We start from the raw sequence: 16,575 nt of genomic DNA, 5'->3' as shown, positions 1-16,575 counted from the left end.
CGGCGCGAGCCGCGCTGCTAGCATAACTCTTATGTCCAGAGAGCATCGAGCGGTCGACGCTCAGGTGCACCAGCGGCTCAGGATCTTAGCCCACCGTCAAAATAAAGTCGCGAAATCGCGTCGGCGATGAATGCGAGGGTCGCACTTACTTCGCGATGGGGTTCACTGATCAGGTCGGACGTGAACATGGCATAACTTCATTGAACGACATGCGGGATAAGCCGATCGAGCATACGGCAAGCGCAGGCTTCGCTAACCCACCTTTCACTCCGCGTCATGCCAATTCCCGACGTGTTTGAGAGACTGCAATATCGAGAAAAGACGGCTGTCTGAGGCATATCCTGCACGGGGGTCCCGAAGAAGTGATCGCCTCGATCGGCGGTGATCCGGCAATGAAATCGCGAGGGAATATATTACTCCGCGACCCCGCAATGCCGCGCGATAAACTCCCCATGCATCGGCAGATGCTGCACCGCCGCCCGCGTCACCTCCGCGATCCGGCTCAACCGCGCCTCCGCCGCCTCCAGCGGCACCCCCAGCGCGGTCGGGTCGAAACCCTCCGCCGTCAGGCCTTGTCCGTCCATTACCGCCAGCCAGCTGGTGCGGGTGAACAGCTCGTCGGCTTCGCGGTAGACGCGGCCGGTCCGGCGGTAGATGGCGATGCGTTCGGCGAGACTCTCGGGAATCGGCATGGCGGCCAGGTCGCGCCAATAGGCGGTGTCGCCGCGCGCATTGGCGTGGAAGTGCAGGATCAGGAAGTCGCGGATGCTCTCGAACTCCGCGATCATCAGGCGGTTGTAGCGGCGGATGTCGGCGCCCTCGAAGGCGCGGGTGGGCAGCATTTCCAGCAACCTTGCGATGCCTGCCTGGACCAGGTGGATGCTGGTCGACTCCAGAGGCTCCAGGAAGCCGCTCGACAGGCCGAGTGCGACGCAGTTGCGCACCCAGAAGGCATCCCGCCTGCCGGTCTGGAAGCGCAGCAAGCGGGGATCGGCCAGCGCCTCGCCGTCCAGCCCGTCGAGCAGGGTCGCGATCGCTTCGTCGTCCGAGATATGCCCGCTCGCATAGACATGGCCGTTGCCGATGCGGTGCTGGAGCGGGATGCGCCATTGCCAGCCCGCAGGCCTGGCGGTCGAGCGGGTATAGGGCGCGGGCGGCCCGGTGACGGCGCTCGGCACCGCGACGGCGCGGTCGTTGGGCAACCAGTGGCCCCAATCCTCGAAGCCCGTCCCCAGCGCCTCGCCCAACAGCAGCGAGCGGAAGCCAGAGCAGTCGATGAACAGATCGGCCGACAGCTGCGCGCCGTCGGCCAGCGTCACGCCCTCGATGAACCCGGTTTCGGGGTGCAAACCGACATCGACCACCCGCCCCTCGATGCGGGCCACCCCTGCCCCCTCGGCATGGCGACGCAGGAAGGCGGCATAGAGGGTCGCGTCGAAGTGAAAGGCATAGCCGATCTGCGCGAGCGGCGTATTGCCCGGCCGGGGGCGGCCGAAGCGCCCGGCCATCGCCGCGGCGGTACAGATCGAATAGGCGGCGAGCGGCTCGGCCTCGCCCATCTGATGGAGGCGCCGCCACAGCGCCTCGAACGGCACCGCGCCCGCATCGAGGCCATAGACACCGAAGGGGTGGAAATAGCGTTGCCCCCGCTGCCACCAGTCGACGAACTCGATGCCCAGCTTGAAGGTGCCGCCCGTCGCGCGGACGAAGTCGTTCTCGTCGATGCCGAGCAGCGCGTTGAACGCCTGGATCGGCGGAATCGTCGCCTCGCCGACGCCGATCGTGCCGATCTCTTCCGATTCGACCAGCGTGATCGTCGGTCCCTGCGGCCCCAGCACGCGGGCGAGCGCGGCCGCGGCCATCCAGCCCGCGGTCCCTCCGCCGACGATCGCGATGCTGCCTAAGGGTGCGTCGGGGGTCATGCGGTGGTCCGGCACTGGAGGAAGAGATTGCCCGTCAGCCGCCCGCGTGAGGGATTGTCGGCCTGGGGCGGGATCGCGTCGATCAGCCCGCTATGGAGCAGGGCGGCGCGGTAGAGGATCAGCCGGTCGGGCCGCGCCTCGACCGCATCGATCGCGGTGAAATGATCGTGGTCGCCGGTGACGTACCCGCCTTGCCCGAGCGCGGCCAGCTCGGCGTCGAGATGCCGGCGATAGACGGCCAGGCGATCGGCATCGATCGTCTCATAGCCGGTGGCACGGTGGCGGAAAAAGCCGGTGCCTGACGGGTGCTCCGACAGATAATGCACGCCCGCAAACTGCATCCGGTCGGCCGCGTCGACATGCGGCACGCGCTGGTCGGGGGAGAGGTCGGCAGGCGGGGTCGTCACCAGCGAAAAATTGCCGCGCGCGCGGGCGGGCACGACCGGGCCGGTGCCGAAATGCGCCGCGATCAGCGGGAGCGCAAAGCGGACCAGCCCGTCGAGATAGGCGACGGGTGCTGGCGCAAGCAGGCCGGGATAATGGCTGTCGACCGTCACGGCGGGCGCGAACCCCGCCTTCGCCGCCAGGCTCCGCAAGGGCTCCAGCAGCCCGGTCGCGTCATCGATGACGACGACCGGCTCGCGCTCCTGCCCGAGATGGCGGAGAGTGATCCGGGGCGTGGTGCTGCGCAAGGCTGTCGCTCCGACCGAAACCGATGGGGCCGTCCTCACGACCCCATCGGCCCCAAGTCAATAGGTGGCGCGCAGCGAGAAGCCGAAGCGCCGGTCGTTCAGCGTGTACTGCAACGGCTGGCTCATCGTGCCGATATAGGTCAGGTTCATGCGGTTGGTCAGGTTCACCGCATCCAGCGACACCGCGATATGCGTGTTCAGATTATAGCTGACCGACGCATCGAGCGAGGCATAGGGCTTCTGGAACTGCGGAATGCCGTTCGCGCCGCTGCCTTGCGTGGTGTCGAAATATTTGCCGCGCCAGCTCCAGGCCAGACGGCCGGTGATCGGCCCCTTTTCGTACAGGCCGACGAGATTGTAGCTGTGCTTGGACAGCTTTTCGAGCGGCACCGTCGTCGGGATGTTCGACCCCGTGGTCGCGAACGGGTTCGTCACGCTGCTGTCGACATAGGTGTAATTGGCCTGCACCCCCAGCCCGCTAAGCGGCCCCGGCAGGAAGTCGAAGAACTGCTGATATGCCGCCTCGAAGCCCTTCACCGTGCCCTTGCCGGTGTTGACCGTGGTGCCGATCGCGTAGGTCACGCCGTTGAAAGTCTGGAAGGTGGTGCCGCCCGCCAGGAAGCCGTCGACCTTCTTGTAGAAGCCGCCGATGGTGAACGATCCGGTCGGCGCGAAATACCATTCGGCGGTCACGTCGTAATTGTCCGAGGTGATCGGCCGCAGATAGGGATTGCCCGAACCCCCGGTCGGATATTGCGCGATGACGTTGTTGTTGCTGTCGCGCACGATGAAGGTCCGCTCGGTCGGATTGTTGAGCGTAACGTTGGTCGCCATCTGGTCGAAATTGGGCCGCGCGAAGGACTTGGAGAAGGCGAAGCGCGTCTGCAGCGTATCGGTCAGGTGCGCGCGGATGTTGAAGCTGGGCAGCGCCTTGATATAGCGGCGCTGGACATCGATCGGCGCCTGGGTGCCGTCGCTGTTGAAGATGGTGCCTGCGGAGCCGGTATCGGTGCGGACCAGCCGGACCCCGGCATTGCCGTCGATCTTCACTCCCCCCAGCACGCCTTCGTAATCCGCCGCGATATAGGCGGCGAGCGTCCGCTCGGTCTGGTGGTTCAGGTCGCCGGGCGAGAAGCTGTTCTTGGGCGTCGCGCCGAACTTGGCCTCGGTCTTGGTCAGGCTGTCCCAGAGCGAGTTGCCCGGCTCGAAATTGGGATAGAGGATCCCGCCGGTCAGGGTGCGGTTGTCGAAGAAATTGGGTGTCGGCCCCTTCAGCGCCAGCTCGGGGAATTGCGACAGCCGGACGAAGGGCAGGCCCGCGGCCGACGAGCAGCTGGGGTTCGGCCCCGAGGGCAACAGGCAGAAGCCGTTCCAGGTGCCGCGCAGGTCGATGGTGCTGTCCGAATAGCGAAGCCCCCCGCGCAGCTTTTGGAGGAAGCCGCCTTCGACATCATATTCCAGATCATATTTCAGGGAGAGCTGGTCCGCGTCGTTCCGCGTGATCGAGTCCGCCATATAGGTGAAGGCATAGTTGTTCGGATCGGACAGCAGCGCCGGGTTCTGCACGTTCCAGACGGGGCGCGATCCACGCAGGTCGAAATCGACGATGCTCTGGTTCTTGGCATTATAGGGCGTCTGCCCGGTCTGGTCGTAGAGCGAGATGACGAAGCCGTTGCGGTCAGCATTGTAGCTCGACTTCAGATACTGGCCGTCGAACGTCGCGTGCAGCCGGTCGGACACGTCCCACTTGGCGTTCAGCGTGTAATTGCCGGTGGTGTTGGTCAGGTCCTGGTCGAAGCGCGCGGATTCGAACACCTGATTGGCCAGCGACCCGGAGGTCGCATAACCCGCCTTGTCGAAGGTGAAGGCCGCGCCCGCCTGCGGCGTCGTGACCGTGTTGCCGTTGTTGTTGTAATAGAAGTATTTGCCCTGGCGGTAGAAGTTGTACCGCGAATAGAGCGCCTGCGCCGTGATCAGCAGATTGTCGGCCGCCTGCCACTGGAACGCGCCCGCCAGGCCGATGCGCTTGCGATCGCCGCCATCGTCATAGATCTGCTCGCCATACGGCACCTGCGCATTGGCGGGCGCGCCAGGGATGGAGATGCCCGACGGGATGGGACCGAACGCACCGATCAGGATCGCATCCTGCCGGTAGGAGCTGCGCGCATAGCTGGCGTTGATGAGGAAGCCCATCTCGCCGATGCCGGTCTGGAAGCGGTTGCTGTAGAGCGCCGATCCCGATCCGCCGAACTTGTCGGCGCGGTCGTAATAATTGCCCTTCAGCGTCGCGCTGATGAGCTGGCCAGGCTGATCGAACGGCAGGCGGGTGCGGATATTGACCACGCCCGCGATGTCGCCCTCGATCGTGCTGGCGGGCGGGTTCTTGTAGACGTCGATCCCGGCGAGCAACTCGGGGGGGATCGCTTCCAGGTCGAGGGTGCGGCCGCCCGAGGCCGAGATGGCAGCGCGGCCGTCGATGAAGTTGCTGACCTGGGTCAGGCCGCGCACGGTGATGGCGGGGGTGGTGCGATGGTCGAAATCGGTCGCGCCCTCGCCGTAACGCCGCTGGATCTGGACGCCGGTGATGCGCTGGAGCGCCTCGACCGTGTTGGCGTCGGGCAGCTTGCCGATGTCCTGCGCGTTGACCGAATCGACGATCTGGTTGGCGTTGCGCTTGATCGCCTGGGCCGAGCGGAGGGATTCGCGGACGCCGGTGACGACGATGTCCTGATCGCTGACCGTCCCTTGCGCGGCCTGATCGGCGGTAACGTTTCCGGTCGCCTGCTGGCCGGTGGCCTGGACGGCTGCGCTGGCGGTCTGCGCATCGGCGCTGCCACAGGCTCCGATCGACAGTGCCGCGACCGAGGCGCCGCACAGGAAACGGGCGTAATAATCCTTCATCATCTCTCCCCTCTCGTACCAATCATGTTGGCTTGGGGACGGCATGGGATAATTTTATATTGTTAGACAAATGACAAATTCGTCATCTTTTCGGGCCGCTTGCCGGGACAGGCCGTACGTTCAAGCCCGCGCGATCATGAGGGATTTCGTACTATCAGGAATGAAACCACTTGTCCGCTCATAGGAGACGTGCACCACTATGATAGCGGAGAGCGCCGGGAGACGAGATACCCCACCTTGCCGCACCGGGCAGGTCGTCCGCTCCAACAAGGCCTCCTCGAAATGTCCGATAACAAAATGCCCGGTCAATCTCCCGAGCAACCGGCGGGCGTCTCGGCCGGTCGCGGCACGACCGGGGCCAGGGTCGGCGAGAGCGCCTCCCACTCTTCGACCGCGAGGCCCGCATGGCGATCCCCCGCCCCCGAAGCCTCCATCACCGCCCGCAGGCAGCGAGTGGTGACGGGGGCGAAGCGCACCGCCTGAAAGCCGTCGATCCCGGTCGGATAGGTGCCCGCGATCCGCCGCCAGCGCCCCTGCCTCCAATATTCCAGATGCCAGGCGGCGGGCGGCGCAACGCCTTCGTCCGAACCGGCAGGGTGGTCGGCGAAGAAACGGATGCGGGCCGCGTTCAGCGTCACCGGCCGGCGCCAGCGATATTCGATCCAGGCGCTGGCCGGGTTCTGCTTGGTCCAGTTGCCCCACATGTCGGGCGGCAGCGGCGCGCTGCGCACCTTGCCGTCGTTCAGCGCGGCGATCCAATATTGTACCGGGCCGGGCGCGTTGGAGGCGGTGGGCCAAGCGCTCAAGGCCCTGTTGCGGGTCGGTGCGGGGGGCGGCGCGGGCGCCCTGGTCGGCTGCACCGGACGGATCGCGGGGGGCGAGACGCTGTCGTCCCACGCCATCGGGTCGATCGCGACCGAGCGGCGGAAATGCCCCCCGCCGTTCGCGTCCGCCGTGTGATAGGTCAGGTACCAGAGTCCCTTGAATTCCACCGCGCCCGCATGGGAGGTGGTCGACGACACCGGGGGCAGCACCACGCCGCGATAAGTCCATGGTCCCATCGGCGTCGGTGCGGAGGCATAGGCCTGGCACGCATGATAGAGCGTCGGGGTGCAGGGGCTGCCCGGCCCATTCCTGTTGGCGGCATAGAGCAGATAATAGGTGCCGCGCCGCTTCAGGAGCCATGGCGCCTCGAAAAAGCCGGTCGCGCCGGTCACGACCTGCTCGGGACCTTTGGGCGTAACCATGTCGGGGGCCAGCTCCATCGCGCGCAACCGCCCGAACGTGCCCCAATAGATATACACCCTGCCGTCATCATCGATCAGCACGGTCGGGTCGATATTCTGGATGTCGTTGGCGATCGGCACGCTCTGCGAGATGATCGGCCCCGCCGGATGCGCATCGCGCCACGGCCCGGTCGGCCGGTCGGCGACCGCGACGCCAATCGCGAACCGGTCCTTCGCCCCGCCGTCCCGCTGCAGCACCGGCGCATAGAGATAGAAACGCCCGTCCCGCCCCTTCACGATCTGCCCCGCATAGGCGCGGCCGGGCTCGGCCCAGGCGAAGGCCGCCTCCGGCCGAGCGATGGCGGGATAATGTTTCCACACGCCGCTGGCGGGGTCCTTGGTCGAGAGCAGCTGCCACTCGTTCATGATGAAGTCGTTGACCCCGTCCGGCGCCTCGTCACGCCCCGCCAGGATCCAGAGCGTGTCGCCATCGACCAAAGGTGCGGGGTCGGTAGAGTAAAAGCGCCCATCGGACAGGATCGGGTTGCCCCGGCTGTGGATGGTCTCGGAAGCGAGCTGGGCGGCGAGAAGGATCAGCGGGATCATGGCGACATAGTGACCAAAGCCCCTCGCCCTGTCGAGATCGTATACAGTCCCCCTTTCCTACCCTGTAAGGGGAGGGGGACCAGCGAAGCTGGTGGAGGGGTGTCCCGCTCTCGAGAGGGGCGACACCCCTCCGTCAGTCCTGCGGACTGCCACCTCCCCTTGCAGGGGAGGAATAGTTTAGCGATCCAGCATCGCGGCGCTCGGACACCCCGCCGGAACCGCCCCCGGCCCCGGCCGATAGACCAGCCGCACCCGGCTCGGCCCCGTGGGCACGCAGGCGGCAAGATGATAGTCGCGCGCCAGCACCGCGCGCAGCACGCCCCGCGTCGCACGATTGCCGAAAGCGAAGCGCGGATAATCGTCGACGATCGCCCCCGGCCGCGTCGCCAGGATGCGGCGAATCTCCGCAACCGGATCGACCCCGATCGCGTCCCGGCTCGCCTCGTCCTGCGTGTTGAGATGACCCGGAAACACCCATTTCGACGGCAGACAGCTCTGCGTCAGCATGTAGAGCGCCGGATAACCGTCATAGACATAGAGGCACCCGCGCGCCGGGGTCGCGGCGCTCGCCACCGCGCGGGCTTCGGCCGCGCCGCCCTTGGTCCGCTCGCTCAAATGCAGCACGATCTGCCCCGCCGCGAAGATCACGAGCATAAACGCCGCCACCCCGCCCCGCCGCCAGCGGGCCAGCGCGGGTGCGGCGACCAGCACGGCGGGCAGCACGATGGGCAGCGCATAATGCGGACTGCCGAACCGGCCATAGAGCAGCACGGCGATGCCCGTGACCGCTAGCCAGAGGAGCAGGAAGCGGAACCCCGCGCGTCGCTCGGCCGGGAGGTGCCGCCCCAAATGTCGCCAGGGCCGCCCGAACCCGATCACCAGCAACAAAGGCGACAGGATGCCGAGACAGGTCGCCAGCCCCTCCATTTCGTCGGCGAACGGCCGCGCCGCCTGCCCGCCGACCGAGACGAAATTGGCGAACACCCAGGCCTGCCCGTGCCCGGCCGCGGCATAGCCCCCGAACGCCACCGAGGTTGGCAACAACGCCAGCGCCACCCACACCAGCGCCATCCCCGCCAGCCGCCCCAGCGGCACGCGCGCGCGCCAGCCCTGCCAGAGCAGGACACAGCCGAACACGAACCCCTCGGGCAGCACCGAATATTTGATCTGGAGCGCGACGCCGACCGCGCCCATCGCCACCGCGCCGCAGGGGAACAACCGCCCCCGCCGCTCGACGACGCTCAGGATCGCGCTCGCGGCGACCAGCATCAGCGCATTGTAGAAGACCGGGGACTGCCCCCCCTCCCCCTCCATCAGGTTCAGCCAGAGAATATAGAGGATCGCTGCCACGACCGCCGCGCCCGCCCCCGCGAAGCGCCGCGCCACCCGCTGGATGCCGAAGGCGGTGGCGATGACGAAGCCGGTCGCGACCAGCTTATAGGCGAGGAACCCGTCCCCGCCGAGCAGCCGCGCCCCCGCATAGAGCAGGAACAGCCCGATCGGCTTGCGGTCGAAAATGTCGGCATAAGGCCAGGCGCCGTGGAGCATCCGGTCGCCCACCAGCAGATAATATTGCTCGTCGAACCCGATCACCGGATTCCCGAACGTCCGCGCCCGCACCACCAGCGCGACCAGCGTCAGCAGCAGCAGGACGCCGCCCTGATGAATTCCTCTAACCCGCCTCATGCTCATGAGACGCGGCGGTGGGTCGCTTTGCGGGCGAAGGCAAGCCCAAATGGGCGGGCGCGAAACCGCCATGGTCCGCGCCCGCCCGGTCATCCCGGTCAATAGCTGACGCTGATCGTCCCCAACACGCTGCGGGGCGCATTGTAGAAGCCCTGGTCGTAGGTGAGCGCGTTAATCGCCTTGGTATTGGTGACGTTGCGGACATTCACCGCCACGCGGAGATTGCGGGTCAGCTTGTAGCTGCCCAGCAGGTCGAGCGTCGCATATTTGTCCTGGGTGACGCGGATCGGCTGGCCGGTGACGGTCGAGATCGTCGATCCCACAACGTACATCGAGGTCTGATACTGGACCGACGCGCCCAGCTTCAGGTCGGGCAGGACCGCCGGGCTGTAGGTCAGGTTCAGCCGGGCGGTCTGGCGAGGAACGAAGGTGCGCGTCGGCGTGCCGTCATCACCCCGAATCCGCATGATCGTGTAACCGCCCGTCGCCTGTACGCCGGGCAGCAGCTGACCGCCGAATTCCAGCTCGATCCCTTCCGACTTGGAATTGACGCCGCGATAGATGCTCTGCCCGATCGTCGGATCGAACCCGGCCGCCTCGGCGAAATTGTCCTGCCGCACGCGGAACACCGACACCGCCGCATTCAGGCGGCCGTCATACCATTCGCCCTTGAACCCGCCTTCCAGGCTGTTGCCCTTGATCGGAGCGAGCAGCTTGCCGTCCGCACCGAAGACGTTCTGCGGATTGAAGATCGTCGCATAGCTGGCATAGGCGCTGACATGGCGCGTCAGGTCGAGCGTCGCGCCGACAAAGGGCAGGAAGCGGTCATCGCTGTAATTGCTCGGCGTGCCATAGGAATAGCCCTCGCTGCGCGCCCAGGTATAATTCGTGCCCAGGATGATCTTCAGCGGATCGACCGGGCGCAGGCGCAACGTCGCATAGGCGGAGGTGCGCTGCTGATGCGTCCAGTTCGACATGGCCGGATCGCTGTTGAAAGTGGCGGGCCAGTTGGGCTGCGGGAAGCTGCCGTCGAACAGCTGGTCGAGCGGGACGGACACACCGATCGCCGCATTGTCGTAACGTGACAGCTGCCGATAGGTCAGCGCGCCGCGCAGGACGCCGACGACGAGCATCTGTTCCTGCCCCAGCGCATCGAAGCTCCCGCTGGCATGGACGTCGAAGGTGAAGTCGCGGTTCGATGCCTTGAACGATCCGGGATAGGAAAATACGCCCAGCCCCGTCGTGCGATCGGGGTTGCCATAAACGTAGAACAGGTCGTCCTTCTCGTCGGTCGCCCGGCGAAAGGCGCTGGCCTTGATCTGCCACTTGGCATTCAGCTGATGGGTGATGTCGCCGAAGATCTGGCGATCGGTGACGTCGAACCCTGCCCAGTCGGGGCCGGTATTGGACGAGCGCGCCAGCGGGATGCGTGTGCCATCGGTATAATAGAGCGGCAGCCCGCCCCATTGCGCAGCCGTGCTGCGATGGTTTTGATGGCCATAGCCGACGCTCGCGACGGTGTTCGGGCCGAGATCGGCCTCGACGATGCCATAACCGGTCCAGCGCCGCAGATGATAGCGATCGAGATAACTGTCCGCATCCGAATAGACGCCGACCGCCAGCGCCCGGATATGCCCGTCCTTGTCGAGCGGTGTCGAGACGTCACCCTGGAGGCGAAGGCTGTCGAACGAGCCATATTGCGCCGATCCGCTCGCCTGGAAATCCTTGCCCGGGCGCTTGCGGACAAAATTGACCACCGCCGACGGATTGCCGACCGGCGAGAGCAGGCCGGGCGCGCCCTTCAGAACCTCGACATGGTCGTAGATGGCGGTGTCGATCGAGCCGACCTGCACCGCGAAGGCGGGCGGCAGGCCAAGGCCGTCGACCTGGAAATTCTGAACGTCGAAACCGCGCGCCGAATAATAGAAGCGGTCGGTCTCCTGCGCCTGGACGTTGAAGCCGGGCACCGTCGCCAACAGGGCGTTGATGTCGTTCAGCTGGAAATCGTCGATCTGCTGGCGGGTGACCACGCTGATCGCCTGGGGCGTGTCGCGGATGCTGATCGGCAGGCGATAGGCCGAGGTCTGGCTCGGCGTCGTATAATCGTCATTGTCCTTGGTCTGCTGCGCGGTGACGACGATATCGCCGTGATTGGTCGTTTGCGGAACGGTGTCGGGCGCAGCGGTGACAACGGCCAGCAGCGTGAGAACGGGCGTCACGTCGAAAATTCCCCCATCAGGCTTTGTTGGCGCCCTTAAGATAAGAATGCGAGTGAATGTCAATAGCATTGATGAATCTATGCGCGTGCCACGCCGCCCCGGAAAAACCATAACGAATACGTCACGATGGGGTATCGTTTTCCCCGCCAATCATGCTATCGGGGGCGCATCATGGGCGGGATTTCCGGGCGATATCAGTATCGAGCAGGGCGCACGGCATTTTGCGCGTCCTGACCTTCCTGCACAGCTTCGAGCCCGGCGGGGTCGAACGGATCGCGTTGCGCCTCGTCCATCGCTGGCGCGACAGCGGGATCGATGCGCCGCTGTTCCTGGGGCGGACCGATGGCGCGATGGCGCAGGATGTCGGCGCGGGCCTGGACTTCGTGACGCCGAAGCGGCGCTGGCCTGGCATCGCGCATTGGGAGACGATCTGGATGGTCGCCACCCTGCCGCGCGCGGTGCGGACGATCCGTCCGGACGTGCTGTTCTGTGCAGGGAATACCTATGCGTTCGTCGCGGTGATGCTGAAGCTGGTGCTGGGCCGCAACTGTCCGCCGATCATCGCCAAGATCAGCAACAATCTCGACCGCGCCGATGCGTCCTGGTTCTACCGCGTCTTCTACCGCATATGGCTGCGCATCCAGGGGCTGGCGATCGATCATTTCGTCGGCATGGAAAAGCCGATGCGGGCCGAGATCGTGCAGGGGATCGGCGTCTCCCCCGCGCGCGTGGCGATCATCCCCGATCCGGCCTTGTCGGAGGCGCAGATCCTTAGCCTGCGCGAACCCGTGCCCGCGACGGCCCCGGCGTCGGGACGCCGCTTCGTCACCATCGCCCGGCTCGCGCCCCAGAAGAATCTCGCGCTGATGCTGCGCGGTTTCGCGCGGGGCAGCGCGCCCGACGATACGCTGACCCTTTTCGGCGACGGGCCGGAGCGGCCTGCGCTGGAGGGGCTGGCCGCCTCGCTGGGGATCGCCGGGCGGGTCGCGTTTCGCGGTTACGTGACCAATCCGGCCGGGTTGCTGTCGGGCTATGACACGCTGCTGCTGTCCTCGCATTATGAGGGTGTGCCCGCCGTCATCCTGGAGGGGCTGGCCGCCAATATCGGCATCGTCGCCACCGATTGCAGCCGCTCGATGGGTGCGTTGTTGCAGCAGGGGGCGCTGGGCACGCTGGTCCCGGTCGGCGACGAAGCGGGCTTTGCCGCCGCGATCGCGGCCGCGCGGCCGCTCACCCAGGATGCAAGGCGCACGCTGCACCAGGCGCGGCGCTTCACCATCGAGCACGGCGCGGACCATTATATCCGCGTGATGCGCACCGTCCTGCGTCGCCATGCCGAGGCCCGGTCCGCGCCGCTATCCCCGTCGCTCATCACCGAGACGCCGCTGCCGACGCTTTGAGTGTCCGTTTAAAAACTCGCCGAAGGCGAGTTTTGGGGCGGCACCGGCCCGCTCCCCCACCCGACCTCCCACGGAGTATCCTTGATGGGAGGTCGGGTGGGGGAGTGGGCCGGTGCGGCAAAACGTGCCTCGGCACGTTTTCAATCAAACGCTAATCCGGCCGTCAGCCGACGCGGTCGACCATCATGCCCCTATTGCCCCAGCCGCTGGCCCCGCTTGGCTCGGTCTGGGTGGGGGCCGGGGCCGCGCTGGCCCCGTTCTTGATCGCGCTCAGCCGATCCACCGATCCGTCGCTATAGGAGATGACGGTGATCCGCATCGTATCGGTTTCGGTCACGCGCTCGTCAACGACGTGACGGGCGCCCCCGCCCCCTCCCCCGGACACGCCGCCATGGGCCTCGCGGGATTTCGTCGGAGCGGCCGCGTCGGTCCTGGCGATGGCGGATCCGTCTTGCGGTGACTCGGCGTCCCCCTCGGGCGCGGGCAGCCCCTCGGGCTTGGGCAGCGCGAGCGGCGTGGAGCCCGGCCGCAGCGAAGCGGTCGGGAGCGGGGACAGGGCAGATGTCATACCGGCCTATACGGCCCGCCCAGCCAATCTTTTAATCGGAACGTATGTGTAACGCGTTACGGGCGTTAAGCCGTTGAACTCCGGGCCGTCCTTGCCGCCATGGGGTCATGGAGCTGGGCATCCGTCGCGCGAAAACGGCAGCCCGCCCGATTTTCAGCCTTAATTGTGACATCATCGCCACAGTATTTACAAATCTTCACGTCAGCGATGGGAGTGGCTTGACGATGCGATACGGGAGGAACGCGCGCCTGAAAAGGAGCGCGGGTTGGACGGCGATCGTCCTGGGACTGGCCATGCCGGTGGGTGCGCAGGGGCAGGAGACTCAGGAAACCGAGCCATCCGAATCGCCCTCCCCCGAGGTCACCGTCACCGGCAAGCGCATCCCCGGATCGGTCATCGGCGCGGTCGAGCCGGTCGCGGTGCTCGACGCCCAGGCACTGGAGGCGCTGGGCGCGACCAGCCTCAGCGACCTACTCAAGAAGGTGAAGGCGCTGACCAGCTCGTCGGGCGGTGGCGAGCCGGTGATGCTGCTCAACGGGCGGCGCGTCTCGGGTTTCGCCGAGTTCCAGTCGCTGCCCTATGAGGCGATGGAGCGGATCGAGGTCCTGCCCGAGCAGGAGGCGGCGCGCTTCGGCTATCCGCCCAACGTCCGGGTGATGAACTTCATCACCAAGAAGAAATTCCGTGCGGTCACGGTCCATCTCCTGCCCGGCATCACGACCGAGGGCGGGGGCGGAACGAAGTATAGCGAGGTCACCTCGGCGCGGATCGACGGGCCGCGCCGCCTGACCCTCAACGTCTCGCATCTGCGGCAGGACCCGGTGCTCCAGAGCCAGCGCGACATCGTGCCCGATCCCGAGACGCTGTTCGCGACCACCGGCAATGTGACGGGGGTGAACGGCGCCAGCCTGGACCCCCGGCTGGATGCGCTGGCGGGGCGGAGCGTCACGCTGGCAGGCGTACCGCTCGACCCGGCCGCGCGGAGGACGCTGGCGGCTTATGCCAATAGCCCGGCCGGTGTCACCGATCTCGGCCCCTATCGCACGCTTCAGCCGCTGACCGACACGATCCATAGCGAAGCGAGCATCGCCTCGCCGCTGACCAAGACGGTGTCGGGGTCGCTGATGGTATCGATGGAGGCGATCCAGTCCAGGGGGCTGAACGGTCTGGCCCCCGCCCTGCTGCGCGTGCCCGGGGGGCTGGGGAATTTCCCCTTCGCCAACGACGCGCTCCTCTATCGCTATCTGCCGGGCAGCGTGCTGCACCAACGGACGACCAGCATGGCGCTGCACGCGGGCGGCACGCTGACCGGCGACGTCCGGCGCTGGTCCTGGGCGATCACCGGCAGTTACGACCGGATGGTGTCGCGCAGCACCTCGGAAACCGGCGTACCGCTGGGCGCGCTCCAGGCGTCGATCGATGCAGGGAGCGATCCGATGGCGGCGATCGATCCCGTCACCGGCGCGCGGCGCGACCTGAACCGCAGCCGGGCGGTGTCGGACACGATCGGGGTCAAGGCGACCGCCAACGGCCCCGTCGTCCGCCTGCCCGCGGGCGAGGCGATGCTGACCGTCACCACCGACTATACCCGGATCGACACCGGCGCGCGCACCAATTTGTCGCTCGCCACCGATGCAGTCGGGCGCACCATGCGCGGCGCCAGCGTCAACGCCAATTTGCCGATCGCCTCGGCGCGCGAAGGCTCGCTGGGCTTTCTGGGCGAGATGCAGCTGAACGCCATGGCGGGCGTGTCGCAGGTGTCCGATTTCGGGCGGCTCCACACCTCCAATCTGGGGCTGAACTGGACGCCCTTCCGCCCCGTCCAGCTCAACGCCTCGATCAACATCGCGCAAACCGCGCCCGCGGTGACGCAGCTGGTCGCGCCGGTCGTGGCGACGCCCAACACGCCCTTTTTCGACTATGTCACCGGGCGCAGCACGCTCGTCACCACCATCTTCGGGGGCAATCCCGATCTGGCGCCCGAAAAGCGGCGGGTCACGACGCTGGGCATTGCGGTGCAGCCGATCAAGGACAAGGAAATCCGGCTCAGCACCGATTATGTCGACACCCGGATCGACAACCAGGCGGCCTCGCTGGGCGGCGCGACCCCGGCGTTCCAGCGCGCCTTTCCCGACCTGTTCGTGCGCGATGGGCTGGGCCAGCTGGTCAGCGTCGACCTGCGCCCGGTCAATCTGGCGTATGAGCGCGAGCGCAAGCTGCGCATGACGATCGACGCGCAGGTGATGCTGGGCAAGACCCCGCCGCCCCCTCCCCCGCCGGCACCCGGCGCGAACCCCGCTGCGGCCAAGGCAGCACCCCCGCCCCGCCCGCCCAAGCGGCCGCCCTCGCTATGGCTGTCGGCGACGACCAATTACCGGCTGGAGGACCGGTTGACCCTTCGCGGCACCGGCCCGGTCCTCGACCTGCTCGACGGCGCGACGCTCAGCGGCACCGGCGGACGGCCGCGCTGGGACGTCGATCTGAACGGCCATTTCTCCTATGGCCTGTTCAATCTGGGGGTTTACGGCCGCCTGCAGGGGCCGACCCGCATCCGCAGCGACATAGCCGCCTCCGACCTGCGCTTTTCGGGGCGGACCTGGCTGGTCCTCTACAGCTTCGTGCGGCTGGAAAATATCGTGAAGAAGCCCTGGGCCAAGGGGCTGAACGTCAATTTCGCGGTCGAGAATTTGCTCAACGACCGGATCAACGTTACCGACCGCAACGGCGATACGCCCAACCGCTTCCAGCCCGCCTATATCGACCCGCTGGGGCGCTCGATCCGGGTGGGGGTGCGGAAGCTGTTTTGAGGGGGCGCGGCGGGGCGCTTCGAGCGTTGCCACACAGCGGAACGTGGCTCATGCCGAGGTACGCTTCACTTCTCCGCGATCGGGTCCCGAGGCGCCAGGCCACCAGGTAGTTTCTCGATCACCGTTCCCTTACGGTGCCGAAGTTCCATCAAGCCATGAGAGCGGCTGAGTATCCATCGATACCAGAAGGGGCGCTGCCCGTCCCGCACGATCATTTCCGCAATGGTTGTCGAGTCGCGCAGGATGATGAAGGCCCCTTCCATCAGCCAGATATCGATGTCTGTGACAATGGCCGATGTCGGACAGCCGATAGTGTGCACAGAGATGGTGCCATCACCATCTCGAAAGAAGGTAGCATGACAAAAGGGTGCTTGTGACATCTTGTCGGGTCAAAACATTCGGGTCGCGGGTCGACATTTGAAACTCGCCGTGACCCGAGGGCGGCCGTCACCTATCGCTTTGCTCACCTGCGCCAGCGTCATCGCCGCCCGCTTCTGTGACTGAGAATCTCGGGGTACGTTAGACGATGCGACGGAATATAATCTTGT

10 protein-coding genes are annotated in these 16,575 nt (G+C 66.3%); 2 read left to right on the top strand and 8 right to left on the bottom strand.

The window, feature by feature from the left end; all coding sequences use genetic code 11:
• Positions 1 to 413 precede the first annotated feature (413 nt).
• From KV697_RS19645 to KV697_RS19620, 6 genes are all read right to left on the bottom strand, one after another.
• Entirely contained in the window at positions 414 to 1,922 is a 1,509-nt protein-coding gene (locus KV697_RS19645) for a tryptophan halogenase family protein (protein WP_219021580.1), read from the bottom strand.
• Positions 1,919 to 2,614, bottom strand: coding sequence for a DUF6445 family protein (locus KV697_RS19640; protein ID WP_219021579.1), 696 nt, complete (start codon positions 2,612 to 2,614; stop codon positions 1,919 to 1,921). Before KV697_RS19640 ends, KV697_RS19645 begins: the two co-directional genes overlap by 4 nt.
• 57 nt (positions 2,615 to 2,671) lie before the next feature.
• Positions 2,672 to 5,515, bottom strand: coding sequence for a TonB-dependent receptor (locus tag KV697_RS19635; RefSeq protein WP_219021578.1), 2,844 nt, complete (start codon positions 5,513 to 5,515; stop codon positions 2,672 to 2,674).
• A gap of 305 nt (positions 5,516 to 5,820) precedes the next feature.
• Positions 5,821 to 7,347: a family 43 glycosylhydrolase gene (locus KV697_RS19630; RefSeq protein ID WP_219021577.1), complete on the bottom strand. Its 1,527-nt coding sequence runs from the start codon at positions 7,345 to 7,347 to the stop codon at positions 5,821 to 5,823.
• 177 nt (positions 7,348 to 7,524) lie between these two features.
• Positions 7,525 to 9,039, bottom strand: coding sequence for a hypothetical protein (locus tag KV697_RS19625; RefSeq protein ID WP_219021576.1), 1,515 nt, complete (start codon positions 9,037 to 9,039; stop codon positions 7,525 to 7,527).
• 92 nt (positions 9,040 to 9,131) lie between these two features.
• The gene (locus tag KV697_RS19620) at positions 9,132 to 11,252 is read right to left on the bottom strand and encodes a TonB-dependent siderophore receptor (protein ID WP_219021575.1); all 2,121 of its coding nucleotides are present in this window, start codon (positions 11,250 to 11,252) and stop codon (positions 9,132 to 9,134) included.
• 221 nt (positions 11,253 to 11,473) lie between these two features.
• Here KV697_RS19620 and KV697_RS19615 point away from each other — a divergent pair, with 221 nt between their 5' ends.
• Positions 11,474 to 12,652 (top strand): glycosyltransferase, encoded by a 1,179-nt coding sequence (locus KV697_RS19615; protein ID WP_219021574.1) that lies wholly within the window; start codon positions 11,474 to 11,476, stop codon positions 12,650 to 12,652.
• Positions 12,653 to 12,815: 163 nt separating this feature from the next.
• On the opposite strand, the gene KV697_RS19610 is transcribed toward KV697_RS19615, so the two are convergent.
• A complete protein-coding gene (locus KV697_RS19610; protein ID WP_219021573.1) occupies positions 12,816 to 13,220 on the bottom strand; it encodes a hypothetical protein in 405 nt (134 codons plus the stop codon).
• A gap of 224 nt (positions 13,221 to 13,444) precedes the next feature.
• Here KV697_RS19610 and KV697_RS19605 point away from each other — a divergent pair, with 224 nt between their 5' ends.
• Complete coding sequence (locus KV697_RS19605) at positions 13,445 to 16,027, top strand: TonB-dependent receptor (protein WP_257575916.1); 2,583 nt, start codon at positions 13,445 to 13,447, stop codon at positions 16,025 to 16,027.
• Positions 16,028 to 16,092: 65 nt separating this feature from the next.
• Here the strand turns inward: KV697_RS19605 and KV697_RS19600 are convergent, their stop codons facing one another.
• Complete coding sequence (locus KV697_RS19600) at positions 16,093 to 16,407, bottom strand: hypothetical protein (RefSeq protein ID WP_219021572.1); 315 nt, start codon at positions 16,405 to 16,407, stop codon at positions 16,093 to 16,095.
• Between the last annotated feature and the right edge of the window lie 168 nt (positions 16,408 to 16,575).

This window comes from Sphingomonas sanguinis (assembly GCF_019297835.1).
Lineage (GTDB): Bacteria > Pseudomonadota > Alphaproteobacteria > Sphingomonadales > Sphingomonadaceae > Sphingomonas > Sphingomonas sanguinis_D.
Note: the sequence above shows the minus strand (reverse complement) of the source record. Positions and strands in the feature narration are given on the sequence as shown.